Genomic DNA, 23,703 nt, shown 5'->3' with positions numbered 1-23,703 from the left:
CATTTTCAGACCTCTTCCTTGAGATACTTCTGGAAGCTCTTGCGCAGCTTCATCAGCTTGGGCGGGATCACGGCGAGACAATAGGGATTGCGCTGGCCTTCGCCGTCCCAATATTCCTGATGATAGTCCTCCGCCGGATACCATTCGCCGCTTTCGATGGTGGTTACGGCCTGCTGGCCCGGATGCTCCTCGTTCCAGCGCGCGATGGCGGCCTTGGCTTCGTCCTCCTGCCCTTCGAGCGGGAAGATCGCGCTGCGGTACTGGGTGCCGACGTCGTTGCCCTGCCGGTTGAGCTGGGTCGGGTCGTGCGTGCCCATGAAGACGTCGTAGAGCTGGGCGAGAGTGATCTGCGTATCGTCGAAGGTCACGCGCACGCCCTCGGCATGGCCGGTGTTGCCGGTGCAAACTTCCTTGTAGGTCGGATCGGGCTTGTCGCCGCCGATATAGCCGCTTTCGACTTCGCTGACGCCGATCACGTCCTTCATCACCGCTTCGGTGCACCAGAAACATCCACCCGCGACGATCGCCTGCCGTTGTGCCATATACGTCATTCTCCTTTGCGAGGAACAGATAGGGTGCCACAACGTCATTGTCATGCAGACCCGCACAAAGAATGCCGTGCCGGTACAAACAGGGGAGAATTTCATGCGTAGACCGATTGCCGCGATGCTTGCGGGCGCCGCCCTGGCCACTCTCGCCGCGCCCGTTGCCGCGCAGCAGCAGGAAGAAAGCAACCAGACCCGTCAGGTTCTGGGCCGGATTCTCGATGTCATCCTTGGCCCCGGCGAGCAGGACCGGAAAGACGGGACCGATGCCGAACGATCGACTGTTGCCCCGCTCACCATGGATCAGGTTCTCGCCGATCCGCGCCGCGACGGTGATCGCGCGCGCGATCAGTTCCGCAACCCCGCGCAAACGCTGTCCTTCTTCCGCGTCGAACCAGGGCAGACGGTCGTCGACTATATGCCGGCAGGCGGCTGGTATACCCGCGTGCTGGTACCCTATCTCGGGTCGGAGGGGCTCTATATCGGATTGACGCCCGATCCCGCCGCAGCGGATAGCGAGCGGTTCGAAAACTATGTCTCTCAACTGCCGGGCCGCTTCCGAGAGGCGGCACCTGGCTGGTCGCTGACCGGCGCGCCGATGGCGGTTTATGGATCGCAGGATCTGCCCGAAGAACTGAACGGCCGGGTCGACCGTGTGCTGATTTTCCGCGAAATGCACAATCTGTTGCGTTCGGGGGCGATGTATACCGAACTCACCCGTATCCGGGGCTTGCTCAAGCCCGACGGCATGGTCGGTATCGTTCAGCACCGGGCCAAGGAAAACGCGCCCGCCGACTATACTCTGGGCGCGAACGGTTATCTGCGCGAAAGCGATGTGGTGGGCCTGATGCGCGTCCACGGTTTCGAACTGGTCGACAGCAGTGCGATCAATGCCAATTTCCGCGACTCCGCAAATCACCCGAAGGGTGTGTGGGAACTGCCCCCCACACTCGGTACGGAGCGCGAGGAATTGCGCGAGATCGGGGAAAGCGACCGGATGACATTGCTCTTCCGCAAACGCTGATCCGTCAGCGGCGGTTCATATGAATGGAGGCAGGCCCTCGATGTAACACCATTACATCGAGGGCCGCATTTTATGTTTCGCAATTGGATTCTCCCGCTCGCAAGTCCGCTTGTTCTGGCCGCCTGTACCGATCGCGTCGATGAGGCGCGGGGCGTCGATCATGGCGAAACGCTGCTCTCGGTCAGTGCTGGCGGGCAGGCCGAGAGCAGGCCTGATCGGGCGCAGTTCCAGGCCGGTATCGAAACCTGGTCACGCAGTGCGAAGACGGCGAGCGAGGAGAACAAGGAAAAGATCGCCGAGATCGTGACGGCCTTGCGCGAGATCGGTGTGGAAGAGAAAGACATCCAGACCCGCGCGGTCCATGTCCGCCGGATCGATTGGGGCGATCGCAAGGGCCAGTTCCAGGCGAGCAATGTGGTCGAGGTGACGATGCGCGATCCGGACAGGGCCGGCGATGCCGTGGCCGCTGTAACCGAAGCGGGGGCGAACATCGTCTCCGGTCCGAATCTCTCGATGACCGATCCCGAAGCAACCGCCAATCTTGCCTATGCCGATGCCTACAAGGCAGCGCGAAAGCGGGCCGAAGCCTATGCCGAGGCAGCCGGAATGGAGGTCAGCCGGGTGCTCTATATCCGCGACGCGGGCGGGACGCAGGGCCAGACCTGGCTCCGCGGTGCCGAGGCAATGAACGAAGCCGTGGTTCAGCGGACGGCACCCGCCCCGCCGCCGCCGATTTCCATGGCGCCGCGCCCGGAAAGCGGTGACGGGATGATGGTCGGCATGACACACTCGAACGTCTATATCCAGGTGGACTTCGCCCTGCGGGAGAAATAACGCTGATCCGATGAGAGAACTGACTGTCGCCGTCCTGCAGCTTGCCCTCGCTCGCGCGGGGGAGGCAGAGAACATTGCCGCCGTATCCGCGCTGGTCGAGGAGGCGGCAGGCAAGGGTGCGCAGGTGATCCTTCCGCCCGAACTGTTCGCCGGCGATTATTTCTGCCGCGAGGAGGAAGAGGAACTCTTCGCTCTGGCGCGCCCGAAGGCGGAGAGCCCGAGCGTGCAAGCGATGCAGGGCCTCGCCGCGAAGCTGGGCGTCGCCATCCCCACCAGCTTCTTCGAGCGCGATGGCCATCACTATTACAACACGCTGGCGATGATCGGCCCCGACGGTGAGATCGCCGGGACCTATCGCAAGAGCCACATCCCCGACGGGCCGGGCTACGAGGAAAAATACTATTTTCGCCCCGGGAATGACGGCTTCAAGGTGTGGGACGTCTTCGGCGCGCGCATCGGCGTGGGGATATGCTGGGATCAGTGGTATCCCGAATGCGCGCGGGTCATGGCGCTGAAAGGCGCCGAAGTTCTGTTTTATCCCACGGCCATCGGATCGGAACCCTATGACGCCGATCTCGATACCAGCCGGATGTGGCGCCGCGCAATGATCGGCCATGCGGTGTCCAATTGCATGCCGGTATGCGCCGCCAACCGTATCGGCCACGAAGGCCCGGCAGATCGCCAGCAGAGCTTTTACGGGCACAGCTTCATTTCCGATGAGTGGGGCGATCTGGTCGAAGAATTCGGTGCCGCCGAAAGCGGTGCGCTGGTCGCGACGATCGACCTCGATCGGGCGGCGAAACATCGCGCGGGCATGGGCTTTTTTCGGGATCGCCGCCCGCAGCTCTATGGCCGGATTTGCGAGGATATCTGATCGTGCCGCCTGGCATCGACCAGGCGCAGCTCGACGCGTTGTTCACCGCCGCTATCGAGGCCGGTATCGCCCGGATCGAGAAAGACGGCACCTTCTTCCCGCTTTTGTTCGAATTGCGTGCAAATGGCGCAATACAGAATGTCGCCGTGCTCGAAACCGGGGCCATCGACGGCGCGCAGACCGTGCTCGACCGCTTCGCCGAATTGCTGAAACCGCGGGCGCGGGAGGGCACGATCCGGGCCGCCGCCATCGTCCTGCATCATGGAAACCGGGACATGATGGAAGTGCGGCTGCGGGCCACCGATTATGCCGGCGATGTCCAGGTTCCTTTCGCCATCGCGCGGGGCGGCCTGCTCAGGAGAAAACGCAGGCTTACGCTGGGCGAGTTCACGCTGAGCGCAGCCGAGAACGAGATATTCTAGCGCCCGGCGAGTTCTTTCAAAACGATGCTCCAATGGTCTAGCCCGTCATAGAAGGCATCGACCCGCATCCTTTCGTTCAGCCCGTGCGCGTAAATATCCTGCGGGCGGCTGGCACCTGCCCCGATGGCCACCGTCTCGTAGCCGAGCGCGCGATAATGCATGCCGTCCGTGCCGCCCGAAGACATCGTCGGTATCATCGGGATGGGCTTGCCGAAGCGCGCTGTCAGCGATTTGGCCAACGCTGCTTCCACCTCGTCGGGAAGCGAGCTCATCGGGCTCTCCGTCGCTTCGCTGCGCTGGCTGACGGCGATCGCCTCGTTGCCGATGATCGTCTCGAGCGTCTCCTTGACCGATTCCACGCCTTCCCCCGGGAAGACACGGCAATTGACCGCCGCGCTGGCCGATTGCGGCAATGCGTTCTCCGCATGGCCGGCCTTCAGCATGGTCGCGACGCAGGTGGTGCGCAGCGTGCCGACGAAGCCGGGATTGGCGCTGATCGTGTCGATGGCGTCGGCATCGCTCGGATCGGCGGCGAAAGCGCGCATGGCAGCGCCGAGTTCTCCGGGAATGCTCTCGCCCATGGCGGCGAAATAGCTGCGTGTCAGGGCGCTCTCGCGCACCGGGAACCGATGCTGCGAAATCCGGGTCAGCGCCGCGGCCAGATCGTAGATCGCATTGTCGCTGCGCGGGCGGGATGAATGGCCGCCCGGATTGGTCGCGGTGATGTCGAATGTGACATAGGTCTTCTCCGCGAGCTGGACCTGCTGGGCGAGCGGGGAATAGTCGTCGGCCAGACCGATCCCGCCCGCGTCGGAATTGAGAACATAGGCCGGATCGACATTGTCGGCGACCCATTTCGCCTGTGCGCGGGTAGAGACCATCCCGGTTTCCTCGTCGCCCGAGAAAACCAGATAGAGATCGCGCCTGGGCGTCCAGCCTTCCTTTTTCAGCCGGATGAACGTCCCGGTGAGATTGGCGACACCATATTTGTTGTCCTGCGTCCCGCGTCCGAAAAAATACCCGCCTTCCTCCACCAGAGTGAAGGGATCGCGTTCCCAATCCTCGGGCAGGGCGTCCACCACATCCATATGCGCCAGCATTACGATGGGTTTCTCGCCCGAAGAACCATCGCCGCGATAGCGCACGATCAGGCCCTGGGTTGCATCGCCATCGCTATCGTAATCGGTGACCATCAGATCCTGATCGGGAAATCCGGCTTCGGCCAGGCGATCGGTCAGATAGGTGACCATTTCATCCATCTGCCCGTGTCCGGATGCGGTTCGGAAGGCGATGATATCGCGATAGATGTCATGCACGCGCTGCTCGTGTTCGGTCAGGTCGCGCGGCGATGCCTCGCTTGCGGCGGCCTGCCCCGAAATCGTCAAGGCACCCGCCAGCAGAAACGCCTTCATTGTCATCGTCCACCCTCCCCGATTGGCTCTTGTCGGTTGCGACGCTAGGGCGGGGATATGAGGGACGCAAGCAAGCATCGCTACCTGATCGCTCTTGGGTCCAACTGCCGGGTGCCGGGCATCGGCGCGCCGCGCGCGGTGCTGGCTTCGGCTGCCGGGGCGCTGGCGGATGCGGGGTGGCGGGTCGATGCCTTCTCGCGTCTCGCTGACAGCGCGCCGGTCGGCCCGTCCTTGCGGCGATACGCCAATGCGGCCGCGGTGATCGTTGGGGATTTTTGCCCGCCCGAAGCGTTGAAAAGCCTGCAGGATATCGAACGGGCTTTCGGCCGGGAGCGGCGCGGACAGCGGTGGCGCTCGCGCACGCTGGATCTGGATATCGTGCTGTGGAATGGCGGAATGTGGCAAGCACCCGGCCTGTCGATCCCGCACCCTCTGTTTCGCGAACGCGATTTCGTTCTGCACCCGGCTGCGCAGATTGCTCCGCATTGGCGCGATCCGGTCACCGGCCTCACCATCCGCCAGCTTGCCGCGCGCCTTTCCCGGCCACTGCGCACAGAATGACGCATGACCCGCTTGACCACCCGCAACAGCGTCCCTAGGTGGCACGCCGTGGTCGGGCCGTTAGCTCAGTCGGTAGAGCAACTGACTTTTAATCAGTAGGTCGCTGGTTCGAACCCAGCACGGCTCACCACCACAATTCGCCCCGAGGCCGGAGCGCCGGCATCCACCGTCCGGAGCATTTGCCTGTGAAGACTCGCGCCGCCGTCGCCTTCGCCCCCAAGCAGCCCCTCGAAATCGTCGAGCTGGATCTGGAAGGGCCCAGAGCGGGCGAAGTGCTGGTCGAGATCATGGCCACGGGTATTTGCCATACCGACGCCTACACGCTCGACGGGTTCGATTCGGAGGGAATCTTTCCCAGTGTACTCGGCCATGAAGGCGCGGGAATCGTGCGTGAGGTGGGCGCGGGCGTGACCAGCGTGAGGCCGGGCGATCATGTGATCCCGCTCTACACGCCGGAATGCCGACAGTGTAAATCGTGCCTCTCCGGCAAGACGAATCTGTGTACGGCCATCCGCGCAACGCAGGGCAAGGGGCTGATGCCCGACGGCACCACGCGCTTTTCCTATAAGGGCGAGCCGATTTTCCACTATATGGGCTGCTCGACCTTCTCTAACTTCACCGTCCTTCCAGAAATCGCGGTCGCCAAAATCCGCGAGGACGCGCCCTTCAAGACGAGCTGCTATATCGGCTGCGGGGTCACGACCGGCGTGGGCGCGGTGACCAATACAGCCAAGGTGCAGGTCGGCGACAATGTCGTGGTTTTCGGCCTCGGCGGGATCGGCCTCAACGTCATCCAGGGCGCGCGGCTTGCGGGCGCGAACATGATCGTCGGCATCGACATCAATCCCGATCGCGAGGAATGGGGCCGCAAGTTCGGTATGACCCATTTCCTCAACACGAAGGGTATGAGCAATGACGAGGTGGTCGCTAAAATCGTCGAGATGACCGATGGCGGGGCGGATTATACCTTCGACTGCACCGGCAACACCGATGTCATGCGCACGGCACTGGAGGCCTGCCACCGGGGCTGGGGCACTTCGATCATCATCGGCGTGGCCGAAGCGGGCAAGGAAATCGCGACGCGGCCGTTCCAGCTGGTGACGGGCCGCAACTGGCGCGGCACGGCCTTCGGCGGGGCCAAGGGCCGCACCGACGTGCCCAAGATTGTCGATTGGTACATGGACGGGAAGATCGAGATCGATCCGATGATTACCCATGTCCTCAGTCTGGAAGAAATCAACAAGGGGTTCGACCTTATGCATTCTGGCAAAAGCATCCGTAGCGTGGTGGTGTTCTGATGGCTGGCAAGATCTATTCCGATGCCGCCGCCGCACTCGAAGGCGTGCTGCGTGACGACATGCTCATCGCGAGCGGCGGCTTCGGCCTCTGCGGCATTCCCGAGCGTCTGCTCACCGCGATCCGCGACAGCGGGGTGAAGGGCCTCACCTTCGCCAGCAACAATGCGGGGATCGACAATGAAGGCATCGGCATGCTGCTGCGCACCCAGCAGGTGAAGAAGATGATCTCGTCCTATGTCGGCGAGAACAAGGAATTCGAACGGCAATTCCTGTCGGGCGAACTCGAGGTCGAGTTCTGCCCGCAGGGTACGCTCGCCGAGCGCATGCGCGCAGGCGGCGCTGGGATCCCCGGCTTCTACACCAAGACCGGCGTCGGCACGCAGGTCGCCGAGGGCAAGGAGCATAAGGAGTTCGACGGCGAAACCTATATTCTCGAACGCGGCATCTTCGCCGACCTCGCCATCGTGAAGGCGTGGAAGGCCGACGAGACCGGCAACCTCGTGTTCCGCAAGACCGCGCGCAATTTCAACCTTCCGGCCGCGACCTGCGGCAAGGTCTGCGTGGTCGAGGTGGAAGAGATCGTGCCGACCGGCAGTCTCGATCCCGACTGCATTCACCTGCCGGGCGTCTACGTCCAGCGCATGATCGTGGGCGCACCCTACGACAAGAAGATCGAATTCGAGACGACCCGCGAAAGGGAGAGCGCATGATGGGCTGGGATCGCAACCAGATGGCCGCCCGTGCGGCGCAGGAACTGGAAGACGGCTATTACGTCAACCTCGGCATTGGCATCCCGACGCTGGTCGCCAACCACATTCCCGAAGGCATGCATGTCACGCTGCAGAGCGAGAACGGCATGCTCGGCATCGGGCCGTTCCCATACCCCGACGAGGTCGATGCGGACCTGATCAATGCGGGCAAGCAGACCATCAGCGAGTTGCCGCACAGCGCCTATTTCGACAGCGCGGCGAGCTTTGCGATGATCCGAGGCGGGCATATCGACCTGACCGTGCTGGGCGCGATGGAGGTCGCGCAGAATGGCGATATCGCCAACTGGATGATCCCCGGCAAGATGATCAAGGGCATGGGCGGGGCGATGGATCTGGTCGCCGGGGTGAAAAAGATCATCGTGGTGATGGATCACAACGCCAAGGACGGCAGCCCCAAGTTCATTCCCGAGTGCACGCTGCCGCTGACCGGGCAGAACGTGGTCGACATGATCATCACCAATCTCGCCGTCTTCCACCGCGTGGATCACGGCAGCCCGTTCCGCCTGATCGAGCTGGCACCGGGCGTCACGGCCGAGGAAGTGGCCGAGAAGACCACTGCCGCATACGAGGTTGCCCTCTAGGCTATGTCGGCGCTGGAGACGGTCGAGGAGCATCGCAGCCATTCCGGCGTGCAGGGCGTCTACCGCCACAGCTCCGCCAGCACCGGCACCGAGATGACCTTCTCGGTCTTCGTGCCCGACCATGCGGAGGGCGCGAAGCTGCCGGTGCTGTGGTTCCTTTCGGGGCTGACCTGCACCCATGCGAACGTCACCGAGAAAGGCGAATATCGCGCCGCATGTGCCGAGCATGGCGTGATATTCGTCGCGCCCGACACCTCGCCGCGCGGCGAAGATGTGCCCGACGACGAAGCCTATGATTTCGGCAAGGGCGCTGGGTTTTATGTCGATGCGACGCAGGAACCGTGGGCGCGGCACTTCGCCATGCGCAGCTATATCGAACGGGAGCTTCCGGCGCTGGTGGGCGAACACTTTCCGGTCGATCTCGACCGGCAGGGCATCACCGGCCATTCGATGGGCGGCCACGGTGCGCTCACCGTGGCTCTGCGCAATCCGGCTCGGTTCCGTTCGGTCAGCGCCTTTTCACCGATCGTCAGCCCGCTGAACTGCCCCTGGGGCGAAAAGGCGCTCGGCGGCTACCTCGGCCCGGACCGCGAAGCCTGGCGCGAATATGACGCCTGCGCGCTGATCGATGATGGTGCGCGGATCGATCACCTTCTGGTCGATCAGGGGACCGGCGACGATTTTCTCGAAACCCAGCTCAAGACCGGGCTTCTCGTCGAGGCATGCGAGAAAGCCGGTATCGCGGCGGATATCCGCATGCAGGATGGCTACGACCATTCCTATTACTTCATCTCGACCTTCATGGCCGAACATGTGAGCTGGCATGCGGAGCGGCTGGCGCGATAATTCTACGACACTGGCGGGATAGTTCGCCTCTCTTCGGGCGTTGGGGTGTCATGTTCATCGACAATACCTGGTTCGATACCGCGCTGCGTGGCGTGATCCTCTCCGCCGCAGCGACCATCTGGATAGTCATGCTGATCCGCATCAACGGGTTGCGCTCGCTGTCCAAGATGACCAATTTCGACTTCGTCATGACGATTGCGCTGGGCAGTCTGCTTGCGGGTGCGGCGCAGGCAAGTGACTGGCAGGGCTTCGGACAGGCGATGGTCGCCATGCTGGGCCTGTTTATCGTGCAATATGGCACCGCACGGCTCCGCAAGGCTTCCGACACGGTTGAAGCCGCAATGCAGAATGCGCCCGTCTTCCTGATGCGCGACGGCGAGTTCCTCGAAGACGCGCTGCGCGCGACCCGGGTGGCCAAGAGCGATCTTGTCGCCAAGCTGCGCGAAGCCAATGTGCTCGACCTAAAGCATGTCCGCGCGGTCGTGCTCGAGACGACCGGCGACGTCTCGGTCCTGCATGGCGATGTGCTCGACGAAATCCTCGTCGAGAATGTGAAACGGATCTAGCGCCGGTCCAGCCAGCGGGCGAAGGCAACGCCGCCGGTGATGAGGAAGGGCACCAGCGCCAGGCTCAATGCGACCTTGGCGATGATTTGGCCGATCAACAGATTGGTGATCGCGAACTGGCCGTAGAAGGCCAGCGTGATGAAGATCACCGAATCGATCGCCTGGCTGAGTGCCGATGCAATCGCGCCGCGTGCCATCAGCGATACGGTGGATGCGCCCTCGGATGATCCGCGCAGCCGCGAGAAAATCCAGACATTGAGCAGCAGCGAAACGATATAGGCGGCCGGTCCGGCCATCCACACGCGCCACAAGGTCGCATGGACGCGCTCGAAGGCGGCGAGATCCTCCGACCGGAATTCGACCATTTCGGTCGAGGCGGGCAGGTTGAGCACGAGCTGCATCAGCACGGACGCCACCAGCAAGGGCACGAAGCCCCACCATACGATCCGGTTCGCCAGTTTTTCGCCGTAAAGCTGGGCAATCGTGCTGGAGATCACCACCAGCAGCAGGAAGGCGAAAATGCCCGATTCGACCGCAAGGTCGGTCGGCCATAACTGCACCTGCTTGAACGCCAGAACCCCTGCGAGCACGGTCATTCCGCCATAAAGCAGCGTATAGACGAACAGGCCCAGCGGCATGGCAGCGGCTGCGAGCCTGGTCTCGTTGGCGGGTTCGGTCATGGAAGGGCCTTGTCGATTTGGTGGACGGCGAGGCCGTCGGCGAGTTGCGAAAATTGACTAATGGAGCGCCGCAAGCAAGACAGCATCCGATTTCATCCGCAACTTGTCTGTCCCAAAGGGAACCCGATGTCCCCCATCCTGATCAATCTCGTCGGTATCGCGGCGATCTTGCTGATTGCCTTCCTGCTGTCGACGGGCAAACGGCGCATCAAGCTGCGCGTGGTGGGCGCGGCCTTCGCCCTGCAGGCGCTGATGGCGCTGCTGGTGCTGCGCACGCCGTGGGGCGTCCAGCTGATCCAGGCGATGTCGAACGGGGTGATCGCGCTGCTCGACTATTCGAAGGTGGGGATCGAGGCGGTGTTCGGCCCGATGGCCGCCAATCCCTTCACCAATACATTCGTCATCGCCGCGCTGCCGGTAATCGTGTTCTTCGCCGCGATCGTTTCGATCCTCTATCACTGGGGCATCATGCAGCGGCTGGTGCGCTGGGTCGGTGGGGCGATCGGCTGGATCACCGGCATCAGCAAGGTCGAAGCGCTAGGCAGCGCGGCCAATATCTTCGTCGGCCAGTCCGAAAGCCCGCTGGTAGTGCGCCCATATCTGGCTGCGCTCACGCCGAGCCGCCTGTTCACGCTGATGAGCGTGGGCATGGCAGGTGTCGCGGGCACGATCCTGGCCGCCTATGCCAGTTTCATCGGCGCGGAAGCGGTGCCCTTCCTTCTGGCGGCGGCCTTCATGTCGGCGCCGGGCGGGATCCTGATGGCGAAGATCATCATGCCCGACGATGAAAGCGACCTGGCGCGCGATGCGGCGGAAATGTCCGGCGTGGACCCCGAGGCCGAGATCGTCTTGCCCGATGCGCGGATCAGCGCGGAAGGACCCGCTGCCCTCACAGAAAGCGGCAAGCCGCACGAGGTCGAAGTCGCGGAAACCTTCGAGGAAGGCCACCGGCCGGCCAATATCATCGAGGCCGCGGCGCAGGGCACGCAAACCGGTGTGAAGCTCGCGGTGGCCGTGGGCGCAATGGTTATGGTCTTCGTTGCCCTGGTCGCGCTTGCCAACGGCATCCTCGGGGGAATCGGCGCGTGGTTCGGCTATCCCGATGTCAGTTTCCAGCAATTGCTCGGCTTCGTCTTCGCGCCGGTGATGTTCCTGATCGGCATTCCATGGGAACAGGCGGGCACGGCTGGCGGGCTGTTCGGCACCAAAATCGTGCTCAACGAATTCGTCGCCTTCATCGATCTGGGTGCGATGGACGCTTCGGTCCTGCCGGATCGCAGCAGGGCAATCGTCACCTTCGCGCTGTGCGGCTTTGCGAATTTCAGCTCCATCGCCATCCAGATGGCGGTCACCGGCGGGCTTGCGCCAAATCAAAGACCGGTCATCGCCAAGCTGGGTATCCGCGCGCTCGCCGCTGGCAGCCTCGCCAATCTGATGAGCGCGGCGCTGGCGGGTCTCTTCCTACCATACTAAAGGGCGCACCCATTATGACCGATTCGAACACCGATATCGCGGTTGTGTCGCTGGCACAGCCGCTCGACAGCATTGCCGACGAGCTGGGCCGCAGCTTCCGGGAATACGGCTTCGCCGTGATCCGCGACCATGGCATTCCGCAGGACCTGATCGACCGGGCCGAAGCCTTGTCGAAGGAATTCTTCGCTTTGCCCGCCGAGGTGAAGAAAGCCTACCACATCCCAGGCGGCGGCGGCGCGCGCGGCTATACGCCCTTCGGGACCGAAAAGGCCAAGGACGCAAAGGTCCATGATCTCAAGGAATTCTGGCATGTCGGGCGCGAGCTGCCGGAGGGTCACCAGCTGTCCGAATATATGGCGGACAATGTCTGGCCGAGCGAGGTCGAGGGGTTCCGTGAAACCTTCACCAAACTCTATTCTGCTTTCGAGGAAGCTGGAGGGCGCGTGCTCGAAGGCATCGCCCTGCATCTCGGACTCGACCGCACCTTCTTTGCGCCCACGGTCGAAGACGGCAATTCGGTCATGCGCCTGCTGCGCTACCCCCCGCTCGAGGGGGAAGAGGCCGAGGGGGCGATTCGTGCCGCAGCGCATGGGGACATCAACACCATCACCCTGCTGCTCGGTGCCGAGGAAGCGGGGCTCGAACTGCTGACCAGGCAGGGCGACTGGAAAGCCGTCGACGTGCCCGAAGGGGCGCTGGTCATCAATGTCGGCGACATGCTCGACCGGCTGACCAACGGCAAGCTGCGCTCGACCACGCACCGCGTTGTCAATCCGCGTGGGCAAGCGGCCTATCGCGCGCGCTATTCGATGCCGTTCTTCCTGCACTTCCGGCCCGATTACATGATCGAAACGCTGCCGTCCTGCATCGATCCGCAGGCGCCCGACGATCATCCCGCACCGATTTCGAGTCACGAATTCCTGTTGCAGCGTTTGCGCGAGATCAATCTGGCGTGACTTGCTGCATTGCAGCAATTTTGGCCGGATGATTTCGCAGATTCGGCAAAAAAGCTCACAAGTTGCAAAAATGCAACTTATCTAAAACATTGATTTATTAGGTATAATCTGCCTGTGTAGGTGTGGGTTTAACATATCTGCCACGCCCGTCTTGACTCTGTCACATTTCCGTAGCTTGGCGGCAACGCATCCCGCCTAGCGGGGTTCTGCCACACCCAACTCCCTCCAGCATCATAGAGACTAAGGGGTCTTTCCTGATGAAGTTCAAGTATCTCTTGGCCGCTTCGGTGGTCAGCACAGCCAGTGCCATGGTCGCCGCCCCGGCCTCCGCACAATCGACCGGTTCGGTCGACTTCGACGACAATGTGATCATCGTATCCGGCGCCCGCGATACCGATGTCGGCGGCGTCGATATTCCCGATTCCCCCAAGGCGAAGGTTCAGCTCGACTCCGAACTGATCCTGCGTCAGGCTCCGGGCCAGACCATCAACGATACGCTCAATCTGGTCCCCGGCGTCAGCTTCACCAACAACGATCCGTTCGGTTCGCTGGGCGGGAGGTTCACCATTCGTGGGTTCTCCTCTGATCGTATATCCCAGACCTTCGACGGTCTGCCGCTGAACGATTCGGGCAATTACGCGCTCTACACCAACCAGATGGTCGATCCGGAAATCATCGGCTCGGTGACCGTTACTCTGGGTTCGACCGACGTCGATAGCCCGACCGCAGCAGCGGCTGGCGGCACCATCAACATTCTTTCGAAGACGCCCGACGACGAATTCGGCGTCACGACAACGACGACGTATGGCAACATCATTTCGCGCGGCGATCCCGGCGACCGGATGATGTATCGCTTCTTCGCCAAGATAGAGACCGGCGAACTGACCGCAGGCGGTTTGAAAGCCTTCTTCAGCGCATCGCGCACGGAAAACGAATCCGCATTTTCCAACTATGGCGGTGTCGACAAGCAGCAGTACAACGCCAAGATTTTCCAGCCGCTCGGCAATGGCGACGACTTCATCTCGATCGCCGGTCACTACAACCAGAACCGCAACAACTTCAACGGCTCGCCCTTCCGCTACACCGGCGAACCCAGCCCGATCCAGGAGCCGGAAGACCGCTTCTACAACCTTTTCGACGGCACGCCCTGCACGGTTGTCGTCGGTGAGGCTGGCGTGCAGGATACCTATAATCGTTGCGGTACTCCGTTCGAACGTCGCTACAATCCGTCGAACACCGGCAACATTCGCGGGGCCTCGCGCTTCACGCTCAGCGATTCGCTCACGCTTACCGTCGATCCCAGCTTCCAGTATGTGAAGGCCAACGGCGGCGGCACTTCGGTTGGCTTCGAAGGCCAATCGCCCGACGGTTTCAACGGTGGCATCTTCACAACGGATCCCCGCAACCCTGCTCGTTCGACCCGTCCGACCCTGTACTATTACTTCGGTGGGCGCGACCTTAATGGCGACGGCGATACACTCGATTACGTCACAATTCTCTCGCCAAGCAACACGCAAACCAACCGTTATGGTGTGATCGCCAACCTGATCTATGAGATCAATCCCGACCACCGCGTGCGTATCGCGTATACTCTGGATCATGCCCGCCATCGCCAGACCGGAACCGCCGGGTCCCTGACGCTGAACGCAGAGCCGGTGGATGTATTCCCCATCAATGATCCGCTTCTCGATGCCGACGGAACCGCTCCGCAGAAGCGCAACCGCAAGTCATTCGCGATCCTGCATCAGGCTGCGGCTCAGTATCGCGGGCAGTTCGGAGGCCTGACGGCCGAGGTCGGTGTTCGAGTGCCGTTCTTCGAACGTGAGTTGAACCAGTACTGCGTGACCACCGATCCGTCGGGCAATGTCAACTGCATCAATGGCGCGACCGACATCGCGGCCTATCTGGTCGCGAACCCGAACTACGTCGGCCCCACTTCCGCGACGTATAAGTATGATGCTATCCTGCCGAACCTCGGGCTTACGTACGAATTCGCCCCGGGAGCCAGCGTGTTCGCCTCTTATGCCAAGAACCTGTCGGTTCCGGGTACGGATGCGCTCTACGGTTCGCTGTTTGTCGGTGTCGCTCCGGAGCCGGAAACCTCGCATTCGGTAGACCTTGGCGTGCGTTATCAGACCGGTACGATCCAGGCGCAACTGACTGGCTGGTTCAATCGGTACAACAACCGTCTTGCCTCTGCTTATGACCCCATTACGGATCGTACCATTACCCGTAACCTCGGACGCGTCGACAAGTACGGTGTTGATGGCAGCATCGCTTGGAAACCGTCCGAGCCGGTCCTGTTCTACGTTTTCGGTTCGTATCTCAAGTCGGACATCGACGAGGACGTCCAGATCGGAGCGACGCAGTTCGCCCCGACCGCAGGCAAGCGTGAAGCGGGCGCGCCCAAGTTCACCATCGGCGCGCGCGCGCAGTTCGAGCTTGGCCCGATTGAAGTCGGTGCGCAGGTGAAACGCACAGGTTCGCGTTACCTGAACGACATCAACACCATCGAACTGCCCGGTTACACCGTGGCGGATTTCGATCTTCGTCTGTCGCTCGGCCACTTCAACGAAAGCCTGGACAAGGCCTACTTCCAACTCAACGTGCTCAACGTGTTCGACGAGGTCTATATCGGTTCGGCACCGACCGGCCTGACCACCTCAGGCGAATTCGTCAATCTCGGCCCGCCGCGGGCCTTCACCGCGTCGCTTATCTGGGGCTTCTGACCCTGAGAACAGCCGGGAAGGCGTTTCCCGGTCGGACATAGAAACTAGGCGGTCCTCTTCACGGAGGGCCGCCTTTTTTCATTCGGGCCGAGCCGTACCGGAACATGCAGGCCCCGACCGCCGTTTTGATCCAATGGACTCTCAGCCGACCCGCTATGCGCAGACCCGCAAGCGCCTCAATCCTTGGGTGATCTTGCTCATTGCCCTGCTGCATGTCGGGCTGTTCTATCTGCTCGTGCGCGCGCTCGCCCCGGCTGCGGTCGACCGTGTCGAGCAGTCCGTGGTTTCCGCCTTCACCGTCACGGTTACCGCGCCGCCGCCGGAGATGGAGGAGGATCCCGCGCCCGAGCCCGAGGGAGCGCAAGGCGATCCGGGGCGCGAGGCGGTGCCTGCACCCGTAACCGCGCCCGAGCCGCAGCGTCCGCTACGCGACGATCCACCGGCCCCGCGAGCAGCCTCGACCGGGACCGCCCAAACCTCGGGTGCCACCGACGATGGCGAGGGAACCGGTCGTGCTGGCGAGGGGCAGGGCACTGGGAGCGGCGAGGGCGGCAGCGGGCAGGGCGCGGGCGCGGCAACCAAGCCTGTCCTGACACGTGCGATAACCGATGCGAGCGCGTTCCCCGTACCGCCGGGCGGGCGCGAGGCGCGTATCGGCAAATCGGTGATCGTCAGGCTGACCGTCTCGGCTCAGGGGCGCGCCACGCGGTGCAGCATCTATCGCCCAAGCCCGTTTCCGGAAACCGATGCCGCCGTCTGCCGCCTTGCGCTCGAGCAGCTACGTTTCGAACCGGCGCGCGACGCACGCGGCAATCCGGTTGCCGCGACCTTCCATTACCAGCAGCGTTTTTTCAATTGAGCTAGCGCGGCAGGCGGGTCAGTCCTGCCCGGCCTGGGTGAGCACTTCGACCAGCTCGTCCTTGCCATAGGGCTTGGTCAGCAGGCCGGACGCACCCAATTCGGCGAGCCGGTTTTCCATCTCGCCATATCCTGTCGCCAGCCAGAAGGGGACACCGATTTCTCTGAGCTTTTCCGCGACCGGCTCGCTGTTTTCCTTGCCGAGATTATAATCGAGAATCGCCAGGGCCGGCGGCGATTTGGCCAGCGCATCGAGAGCTGCCGCGACCGTGCTTTCGACCCGCACCTTCTCCACCCCAAGTTCCTTGAGGCAGTCTTCCGCATCGAGCGCGATAATCATGCTGTCTTCCACCAGCAATACGATGTCGGGCACATTTTCCAGCTTGTCGTTCATGGTCTTCTTCGCTTGCGAGCTACGCCCTTCGCCTTCGGCGCGCGCACGCCACTGGACAAAGCGCGCGGGGATGCAGAAACGCGCTTCTACGCCTTCCAGACGGTAGTGAATTTCCGCAGTCCCTTCGAGTTCGTAGGGGAGCGAACGTTCGATGATCGTACTGCCAAAGCCGCGACGTTTGGGCGGCCTGACCGGCGGCCCGCCGCTTTCGCGCCAGTCGAGGCAGAAATTGTCTTCCGCATCGCGGCTGACCTCGACCTCGAGCTTGCCGGACTGGTCGCTGAGCGAGCCATATTTGGCCGAGTTGGTAATCATTTCATGGATGACCAGTGCCATCACCGTATAGGCTTCGGGCGCGATCATCGCTTCGGGGCCTTTGAGATCGAGCCGGTCTTTCTTGCCCGAAAGATAGGCATTGGCCTCGGTTTCGATCAGTTCCGAAAATGGTGCGTGAGACCAGTTGCCCTTGGTTATGTTGTCATGCGCGGAGGCAAGCGAACTGACCCGCCCGCCGACGATATCCACGAAGGTCCGGATGTCCTGCGCATCGTTCTTCGACTGGTTGATCAGGCCGCGAATGAGGTTGAGGATATTGCGAACGCGGTGGTTGAGTTCCGCGATCAGCAATTCCTGCTGTTCCTGTGCCTTGGCCCGTTCGGCGACCGCCTCGTCGGTCAGCCGCAGGATGACTTCGAGCAGCGTCACCCGCAGACCTTCGGCTATCTCGAGTTCGGCCTGCGACCATTTCTCCGCGCGACCTTCGACCGTTTCCTGCCAGGCTTCGAAACTCTTGCGCGGAGTCAGGCGATCGCCATGCGGGCCGGATTCCACGGGCTTTTCCGGATTTCCGGCCCAGGTCACCGTTTGCGTCAACGGTTTGCGCCACAAGATGAGATAGTCGCGCGGCGTGCGCGATACCGGGATGACCAGAGCCCCGGCCGCGCGGTCGGCGAACCGCATGGCCCGCGGCAGCCGCTCGGCAATCGCTTCGCTGGAGAGCAACCGGCTGGTGGCAGCGCCATTCAGGCTGGCGACGATGGCGCGGAACTCTTCTTCGTTCGGTGCCGATCCGCGCGAATCGTAAATGTCCTCGACGAAAATACTGACCCCGTCATGCGGGATGACCTGCTGGATCACGGGTTCGATCATCGGCAGGCTTGCCGACAGGGGGGTGCCCGCCGCGATGTCGCGCATCAGCCGCGAATGGACTTCGCGCCCCATTTCGCGCCGCTCCGCAATCTGCCGCGCCAATGTGCGGTCCAGCATCAGCGAAAACAGCTCGGAAAACAGCTCTGCGGCAGTGCGCTGCGAATAAGGCAGCAGCTTGGGGCCGTAATGATGGCAGGCGAACAGACCCCAAAGCTTCCCGCCGATGATGATCGAGATCGACAGCGAGGCGCCCACGCCCATATTTTTGAGATACTCGATGTGGATCGGCGATACGGCCCGCAACGTACTCATGCTGAGATCGAGCGGCTCACCGTCGAAGGACACGCCGGGGTCGATCGCGACGGGTTCGGCATCGACATCGGCGATGATGCGAAAGCGATTGCGCAGATAGAGCGCGCGCGCCTGATTGGGGATGTCCGATTTGGGGTAGCGCAGGCCGTGGAATTTCTCGAGATCCTCGCGCGCCGCCTCGGCGATGACTTCGCCGGACAGGTCCTCGCGAAAACGGTACACCATGACCCGGTCGATCTGCAGGGAATGTCGCAGCTGTCGGGCCGCTTCGTCGGCAAGATCCCGCACATCGGTGTATTTTTCCAGCCGCGCCATGATCGGGCGGAGCAGGGCGAGTTGGCGATTGAGATCGTCTTTCGCGTGCGGCTCCACTTCGATGACCGTATTGGCCCCCGAACTGTGCAGGGCGCAGTCATACAGGGTTTCGTCATCGAACAGGTCGATGCCGAACAGGCGTTCGACCTGATCCTTGCCCGACAGCGCGGCAGCGGAACTGCGAAGCTCCTCCAGCGCAGGACGGGCGAACAGTGAGCTGAGACGGTCGCCGATCTCCAGCGTCCGCCCGGCACCGAAGATATCTTCGAGATTGGTCGAAAGATGCGCGGCGAACCAGTCGGCATTTACTGCGATCAGCGCCCCGAACGCCTGGATACGGCCTAGCTGGTGAATAGGCTCGCGGTCGCAGTTTGACAGGTTCACATCCTGCGCATTCATATAGTGGTCTCCGGTGCCCCGACTTGGCTTGCCACGGCGTTGAAATGGGCGAAACTGGCCTGGGCCGCGGCGAGCACCGGCGGATCGTCAACGGGTGAATGCGGTCTTTCTATGAACGGGCGCAAGCGCTGCCAGTATTCGACCACGCGCCGGTCGGACAGGAACGCGACCGGCCATTGAATTTCGGCTTTCACAAGCCGCGCGAGGATGGCCCGGTTACCCAGCGACGACCCCGCCAGCACCCAGCATGTGCCCAGCGGATCGGAATCCGCCGATACATCGAAGGCAGGCGAATGGGAGGGAATCGGTACGCCCAGCTCGGCAAGGTCTCGGGCGATTACATCGGTCTGGCGCGGGGGGGGCGTGTCGGCGCATCGCTCACTCAGCCAGCTTTCGATATTCACGCGCGCACGGTACTGGATGTCGAGAAATCGCGCATAATTGCTCTCATCCCCCTCAACGAGCGCGCCGAGACGCACGTCGAGCGTGTCATGGGCTTCCGCGGTCCCGACCCTGAGGTAATCTCTGGTGGTGCGACCCACCCCGCTCTTCTCCCGCATCCCCTCTGCCTCACTTTCGCTGCGGTATGCCCCATTCCAGCAAAGAAGCGAGCCAGCCCTTTCGCCGGGCGCGAATCCTGCATCGCTATAAAGCGTTTGGCGAACGGATCGGTTCCGGTCTGTGGCAGACTTTTCAATGGTTCTCGGATCGGGCGTTATTTGGCCTCGATCAATTTCTGGCCCTGCTGCCGGATCGCGCTGGCAACCATGGGTTCGAAGAACGATAGCGCCGGCGGCAAATTGACCTCGAAGATCAGCTGGTCTTCCTCGATGATGACGCATCCGTCGATGCCCTGACCCATGGCTTTCACCTGCAGATCCATACGGTCTTCGTGGGGCCAGCTGGTGGTGACATCGGCCATGCCGCCGGGCACATACTTCCCGATTTCATGACTGCGCGATTGCAGGCGGCGGCGGACTTCGTCCTTGCCGATCGAATGGGATATGGGAACGCGCATCAGCTTTTGTCCTCCAGCTGCGGGCTGGTCTGAGCCCCTTCGCCGAACTTGTAGTCGAGGTAGCGGTGCTTGATCGCCAGATCGTCGAGCGATCCTTCGGCAAGCTGGCGGGTGATCGAGTCGATTTCCCCGCTGATTTTTCCAAGGCTGTCGGTCAATTGCTGGTCGGGTGACGAGCCGGCACGCTCCTCGGTCCGCAGGTGCGCGGGGATGCGGCGATAGCTGTCGATCATCTCGGGCAATTGCTCGCCCACCAGGCTGCGCACTTCGCGCGCCTTGGGATGGCTCTGGTCGAGTCCTTCGAGCTGCAACCCCAGCGCATCGAGCTGCACGCCCATGTCGCTCACGATTTTAGCCGCTGGCGGGGGCAGGGCGGGGCGTTGCGCCTCCAGCCACAGCTCGGTGCGGCCGACCATCTGCTGGACATTTCCCTTGTTGATGTCCGCGCGTTTGGGCGTCTTCATCTTGGGATAACTGCCGAGCACGCCCACGGCCACGACACTGGCGATGACCAGCGCCATCACGCCGATGAAGCCGATGCCGTCGACGATCACGCCCAGCACGCCCATTCCGACCCACAGTGCGAAAAGCGCGATGGCGATGTTGCGGACCTTTTTGAGAAGATGGTCGCGCTTCACCTTCGCCGAAGCCTGGCCGATCGAGGGCGCACGGCGATGACGGCCGCCTTCGCGGTTGTCGCGTACCAGCGCCTTACCTTCCGACAGGATGCGTTCACTATCGCGGGTGAGGTCGTTCACGCTCGGGCGTCCCTCAGTCTTCGATGCTCAACAGATTGCTCTCGGCAACCTGCTTTTGCGCCTGCGCCTGACCTTCGGCCCGGGCGATATAGCCTTTCGACTTCTCGACTTCGTCGGTCAGCAGATTGACCGTCTGCTTCATTGAATCGAGCGCGCGCAGCTTGAAATTGTCGACCTCGTCCATCGTGTCGTAGATGTTCTGAAAAGCACGCTGGAGGGTTTCGAGCGGGATGGTGCTGGCGGCGGCCTGCTCGTGGATCTTGCCGGTCTGATCGCGCAGCAGCGTGCTGGTGCTGTCGATGATCCCCGCGGTCGTGTCGTTGAGCGCGGTGATCTGGCCCAGCACGAGGCGCTGATTGGTCATCGCCTCGGCCACGGTCACGGCGGTGCGCAGCGCGCCCACGGTGGTGGTGCTGGCGCGGTCGACGCCCTTCACCAGTTCGACATTGTTCTTCTTGACCAGGTCGAGCGCGAGATAACCCTGCACGCTGACCGCCATCTGTGTCAGCAGGTCCTGCGTGCGCTGGCGGACATAGAACAGCGCGGTTTCGCGCACCGCCTTGGCTTTGGCGGGATCGGTCGCGTCGAGTTCCGCCGCCTTTTCTTCAAGCTTCGCATCAAGCGAGTTGGAGATGTGGATCATCTGCTCCAGATTGCCCATCGCCTCCCACAGCTTCTGCCGTTCCACGTCGATCGCGGCATTGTCCATGATCAGCTCGTCCTTGCCGCTGGCCAGGTTGTTGAGGATCGATTGGATATGTGTCTGCGCGCTTTGGTAGCTGCGGAAGTAATTCGTCAGCTTGTTGCCGAAGGGAATGATGCCGAGGATTTTGCGCGTGCCCGACAGCTTGCCGCGCTTGCCGGGATCGAGATCCTCGACCACCCGGCGCAATTCGGCCAGATTGGCACCGACGCCTTCGTCCTTGTCCATGGCTCGCACAGGGCGGTCGAGAAAGCGGTTGGACATGCCGGCCGCCGCCATAATTTCCTTGCGCCCCATATTGGTGAGCTGATCGACCTTCTTGCCGAATTCGGGCGAATTGGCATCTTCGGCGATCAGGTCGGCAACGAAGCCGTCGACCTTCGTTTCGAGCTTGCTTTTGACCTCTTCCGAAACCGGGACGAGACCGGCGGCCTTTTCCGGTTTGACCTCGGGCACCGGGTCGGGCGGGGTCAGGTCGAAAGCGGTTTCGGTGGCAGTCTGCGTTTTTGTCTCGCTCATCTGGCGGTCGTCTCCGGTTGGCTCGCGGTGGCCGTCAATCCTGTATTAGGGTTGCAATACACGATCTTCAAGCGCGGTTTCGCCGCGATACGCGATCATGCCGCTTGCCCAGCCGGTTGGGCAAGCCAAATCTCGTCGATTCCGAAATCCCTGTTTGAGGGGGAAGACACGGGGATTTTGTCCAATTATGATAATATCTTGCGACTCGTAGGGGGCCGGGCTGTGACCGATCTGTTCATGACCGAATTCGCCGATCAGGCGAACGACATCCTGAGAGGGATCCTCGACCAGACCGTCGAGTGTATCATGCTGGTCAATCTCGACGGCGAACTCGAATATATCAATCCCAACGGACTGCGTGTTCTGGGTTTCGACAGTCTTGCCGATATCGGTGACCGGCGATGGATCGATTTCTGGCCTGTCGAACGCCGAGTACAGGCCTTGGCGGCTTTCGACCGAGCTTGTCGCGGCCAGCAGGACCGGTTCGAAGGGTATTCGCCCGATCGCCATCAGGCGCCTCATTGGTGGGATGTCAGCGTATCCCCGATCGTCGGGAAGGATGGCGCGGTCACGCACATTCTCTCCACCATGCGCGACGTGACGATGGGCGTACAGGAACGGCTTGGGGAGCGCATGAAGCGCGAGGAAGCGGAGCGTTTTGCCAAGCGGTCCGATAGCGTGGCGCGCGAAATGCGGCATCGGCTCAAGAACCAGTTGGCCGTAGTCGCGTCGGTGGCCATGCTGCTGTCGCGCTATTCGGATAGTCCGGCCGACCTTACCGAGCGGCTGACGGTAAAACTGCAAGCCCTGGCGCGCGCGCAGGACCTGCTTACCATCGATCGCGATGAACCGCCCGACATCTGCGTGGCGATTTCACAGATACTCGAAGCGAGCGGAGCGGGCGAGCGGATTGAGGTCGGCACCATGCCGGCAGGCAAGCTGGGCGACGACGCCATCCAGCAACTGGCCCTGGTCCTGGGCGAATTGCAGACCAACTCGCTTAAATATGGCGCGCTATTCTTCGATAGCGGTCAGATTACCCTCACGGGAACGCGCAGCGATGCCGAACTGGCGATACACTGGTATGAGGATACCGGCCGGAAGATCGATCCGCCGGAGGTGGAAGGGTCGGGCTTCAAACTGCTTCAGCGCCTTGGGTCCACCGCTGGGTCGCGTGCCCGGGTGCAGTGGCATTCGCGCGGCCCCAAGATCGATTTCTACGTCCGCGCGCTCGACTAGGCGTTCGGCTCGCCAGTGAAAGCGATCAGGGCTTCCACGATCTCTTCGTGGGCGGCCGGTTTTTCGATACAACGCCGCCTCTTGAAGGGTTCGGGCAAGAGATCGGTTCGGCACTGCGCGCTGACGAAGGCATAGGGCACGCTATGACGCTCGAGCTCTTCGGCGATCGGCCATACATATTCACCGCCGATGTCCACATCCAGCAAGGCGGCGTCGAGATGGTTTTCGCGAACCAATTGCATGCCGGTTCCGACATCGAGCGCGGGGCCGACGGGTTCGGCCCCGACCTCGTCCATCAGATCGCTGATGTCATAGGCGAGGATTGGATTATCCTCGACAATGAGGATGCGTTTACCCGGCAGTTTGTTTTTCATCACGGCAATATGCGTTCTTCAGCGGATGCGACCCGGCTGGTACGGTTAAGAACCGTGTAAGAAGCACGGAGTTCCGCCGAAAAGCGACGAATTG

General features: G+C 62.1%; 24 protein-coding genes and 1 tRNA gene. 16 read left to right on the top strand and 9 right to left on the bottom strand.

Going from position 1 to position 23,703, the window contains the following annotated elements; genetic code table 11:
- Positions 1–5: 5 nt before the first annotated feature.
- Positions 6–542 (bottom strand): peptide-methionine (S)-S-oxide reductase MsrA, encoded by a 537-nt coding sequence (gene msrA / locus L5849_RS12215; RefSeq protein ID WP_236925804.1) that lies wholly within the window; start codon positions 540–542, stop codon positions 6–8.
- Between the two features lie 103 nt (positions 543–645).
- On the opposite strand from msrA, the gene L5849_RS12210 reads away from it, so the two are divergent.
- From L5849_RS12210 to L5849_RS12195, 4 genes are all read left to right on the top strand, one after another.
- Positions 646–1,569 (top strand): class I SAM-dependent methyltransferase, encoded by a 924-nt coding sequence (locus tag L5849_RS12210; RefSeq protein ID WP_236925803.1) that lies wholly within the window; start codon positions 646–648, stop codon positions 1,567–1,569.
- 72 nt (positions 1,570–1,641) lie between these two features.
- Complete coding sequence (locus L5849_RS12205) at positions 1,642–2,403, top strand: SIMPL domain-containing protein (RefSeq protein ID WP_236925802.1); 762 nt, start codon at positions 1,642–1,644, stop codon at positions 2,401–2,403.
- Between the two features lie 10 nt (positions 2,404–2,413).
- A complete protein-coding gene (gene aguB, locus L5849_RS12200) occupies positions 2,414–3,277 on the top strand; it encodes an N-carbamoylputrescine amidase (protein WP_236925801.1) in 864 nt (287 codons plus the stop codon).
- A 2-nt stretch (positions 3,278–3,279) separates the two neighbouring features.
- On the top strand, positions 3,280–3,699 hold the full coding sequence (locus L5849_RS12195; RefSeq protein ID WP_236925800.1) for a hypothetical protein: 420 nt from the start codon (positions 3,280–3,282) through the stop codon (positions 3,697–3,699).
- On the opposite strand, the gene L5849_RS12190 is transcribed toward L5849_RS12195, so the two are convergent.
- The gene (locus L5849_RS12190; protein WP_236925799.1) at positions 3,696–5,111 is read right to left on the bottom strand and encodes a M20/M25/M40 family metallo-hydrolase; all 1,416 of its coding nucleotides are present in this window, start codon (positions 5,109–5,111) and stop codon (positions 3,696–3,698) included. The two genes, L5849_RS12195 and L5849_RS12190, sit on opposite strands and share 4 nt — an antisense overlap.
- A 57-nt stretch (positions 5,112–5,168) precedes the next feature.
- Between L5849_RS12190 and folK the strand changes: the two genes are divergently transcribed.
- From folK to L5849_RS12155, 7 genes are all read left to right on the top strand, one after another.
- Positions 5,169–5,672, top strand: coding sequence for a 2-amino-4-hydroxy-6-hydroxymethyldihydropteridine diphosphokinase (gene folK, locus L5849_RS12185; RefSeq protein WP_236925798.1), 504 nt, complete (start codon positions 5,169–5,171; stop codon positions 5,670–5,672).
- Between the two features lie 54 nt (positions 5,673–5,726).
- Positions 5,727–5,802 (top strand) — tRNA-Lys (locus L5849_RS12180).
- Between the two features lie 55 nt (positions 5,803–5,857).
- A complete protein-coding gene (locus L5849_RS12175; RefSeq protein ID WP_236925797.1) occupies positions 5,858–6,970 on the top strand; it encodes an S-(hydroxymethyl)glutathione dehydrogenase/class III alcohol dehydrogenase in 1,113 nt (370 codons plus the stop codon).
- Entirely contained in the window at positions 6,970–7,680 is a 711-nt protein-coding gene (locus tag L5849_RS12170; protein WP_236925796.1) for a CoA transferase subunit A, read from the top strand. The genes L5849_RS12175 and L5849_RS12170 overlap by 1 nt, the downstream gene beginning before the upstream one ends.
- Positions 7,680–8,321 carry a CoA transferase subunit B gene (locus L5849_RS12165; protein ID WP_236925907.1) on the top strand — a complete coding sequence of 214 codons (642 nt, stop codon included), beginning with the start codon at positions 7,680–7,682 and terminating at the stop codon, positions 8,319–8,321. Before L5849_RS12170 ends, L5849_RS12165 begins: the two co-directional genes overlap by 1 nt.
- A gap of 3 nt (positions 8,322–8,324) precedes the next feature.
- Positions 8,325–9,167 (top strand): S-formylglutathione hydrolase, encoded by an 843-nt coding sequence (fghA, locus tag L5849_RS12160; protein ID WP_305040843.1) that lies wholly within the window; start codon positions 8,325–8,327, stop codon positions 9,165–9,167.
- Positions 9,168–9,217: 50 nt separating this feature from the next.
- Positions 9,218–9,733 carry a DUF421 domain-containing protein gene (locus L5849_RS12155; RefSeq protein WP_236925795.1) on the top strand — a complete coding sequence of 172 codons (516 nt, stop codon included), beginning with the start codon at positions 9,218–9,220 and terminating at the stop codon, positions 9,731–9,733.
- Here L5849_RS12155 and L5849_RS12150 read toward each other — a convergent pair.
- Positions 9,730–10,413: a queuosine precursor transporter gene (locus L5849_RS12150; protein WP_115417667.1), complete on the bottom strand. Its 684-nt coding sequence runs from the start codon at positions 10,411–10,413 to the stop codon at positions 9,730–9,732. The two genes, L5849_RS12155 and L5849_RS12150, sit on opposite strands and share 4 nt — an antisense overlap.
- 126 nt (positions 10,414–10,539) lie before the next feature.
- Here L5849_RS12150 and L5849_RS12145 point away from each other — a divergent pair, with 126 nt between their 5' ends.
- From L5849_RS12145 to L5849_RS12130, 4 genes are all read left to right on the top strand, one after another.
- Complete coding sequence (locus tag L5849_RS12145; RefSeq protein WP_236925794.1) at positions 10,540–11,886, top strand: NupC/NupG family nucleoside CNT transporter; 1,347 nt, start codon at positions 10,540–10,542, stop codon at positions 11,884–11,886.
- 14 nt (positions 11,887–11,900) lie between these two features.
- The gene (locus tag L5849_RS12140) at positions 11,901–12,842 is read left to right on the top strand and encodes an isopenicillin N synthase family oxygenase (RefSeq protein WP_236925793.1); all 942 of its coding nucleotides are present in this window, start codon (positions 11,901–11,903) and stop codon (positions 12,840–12,842) included.
- Positions 12,843–13,099: 257 nt separating this feature from the next.
- Complete coding sequence (locus L5849_RS12135; protein WP_236925792.1) at positions 13,100–15,571, top strand: TonB-dependent receptor; 2,472 nt, start codon at positions 13,100–13,102, stop codon at positions 15,569–15,571.
- Positions 15,572–15,704: 133 nt separating this feature from the next.
- The gene (locus L5849_RS12130) at positions 15,705–16,430 is read left to right on the top strand and encodes a TonB family protein (protein WP_115417664.1); all 726 of its coding nucleotides are present in this window, start codon (positions 15,705–15,707) and stop codon (positions 16,428–16,430) included.
- 18 nt (positions 16,431–16,448) lie between these two features.
- Here L5849_RS12130 and L5849_RS12125 read toward each other — a convergent pair whose 3' ends face one another.
- The 5 genes from L5849_RS12125 to L5849_RS12105 form a co-directional block, all read right to left on the bottom strand.
- A complete protein-coding gene (locus L5849_RS12125) occupies positions 16,449–18,998 on the bottom strand; it encodes an HWE histidine kinase domain-containing protein (RefSeq protein ID WP_236925791.1) in 2,550 nt (849 codons plus the stop codon).
- Entirely contained in the window at positions 18,995–19,540 is a 546-nt protein-coding gene (locus L5849_RS12120) for a biliverdin-producing heme oxygenase (RefSeq protein ID WP_236925790.1), read from the bottom strand. The genes L5849_RS12125 and L5849_RS12120 overlap by 4 nt, the downstream gene beginning before the upstream one ends.
- Before the next feature lie 173 nt (positions 19,541–19,713).
- On the bottom strand, positions 19,714–20,016 hold the full coding sequence (locus L5849_RS12115) for a polyhydroxyalkanoic acid system family protein (protein ID WP_115417661.1): 303 nt from the start codon (positions 20,014–20,016) through the stop codon (positions 19,714–19,716).
- Complete coding sequence (locus L5849_RS12110; RefSeq protein ID WP_236925789.1) at positions 20,016–20,774, bottom strand: hypothetical protein; 759 nt, start codon at positions 20,772–20,774, stop codon at positions 20,016–20,018. The genes L5849_RS12115 and L5849_RS12110 overlap by 1 nt, the downstream gene beginning before the upstream one ends.
- 13 nt (positions 20,775–20,787) lie before the next feature.
- Positions 20,788–21,996, bottom strand: coding sequence for a toxic anion resistance protein (locus tag L5849_RS12105; RefSeq protein WP_236925788.1), 1,209 nt, complete (start codon positions 21,994–21,996; stop codon positions 20,788–20,790).
- 222 nt (positions 21,997–22,218) lie between these two features.
- Between L5849_RS12105 and L5849_RS12100 the strand changes: the two genes are divergently transcribed.
- On the top strand, positions 22,219–23,235 hold the full coding sequence (locus tag L5849_RS12100; protein WP_236925787.1) for an HWE histidine kinase domain-containing protein: 1,017 nt from the start codon (positions 22,219–22,221) through the stop codon (positions 23,233–23,235).
- On the opposite strand, the gene L5849_RS12095 is transcribed toward L5849_RS12100, so the two are convergent.
- Positions 23,232–23,609: a hypothetical protein gene (locus L5849_RS12095; protein WP_236925786.1), complete on the bottom strand. Its 378-nt coding sequence runs from the start codon at positions 23,607–23,609 to the stop codon at positions 23,232–23,234. The two genes, L5849_RS12100 and L5849_RS12095, sit on opposite strands and share 4 nt — an antisense overlap.
- Positions 23,610–23,703 lie beyond the last annotated feature (94 nt).

This window comes from Erythrobacter sp. SN021 (assembly GCF_021864455.1).
Note: the sequence above shows the minus strand (reverse complement) of the source record. Positions and strands in the feature narration are given on the sequence as shown.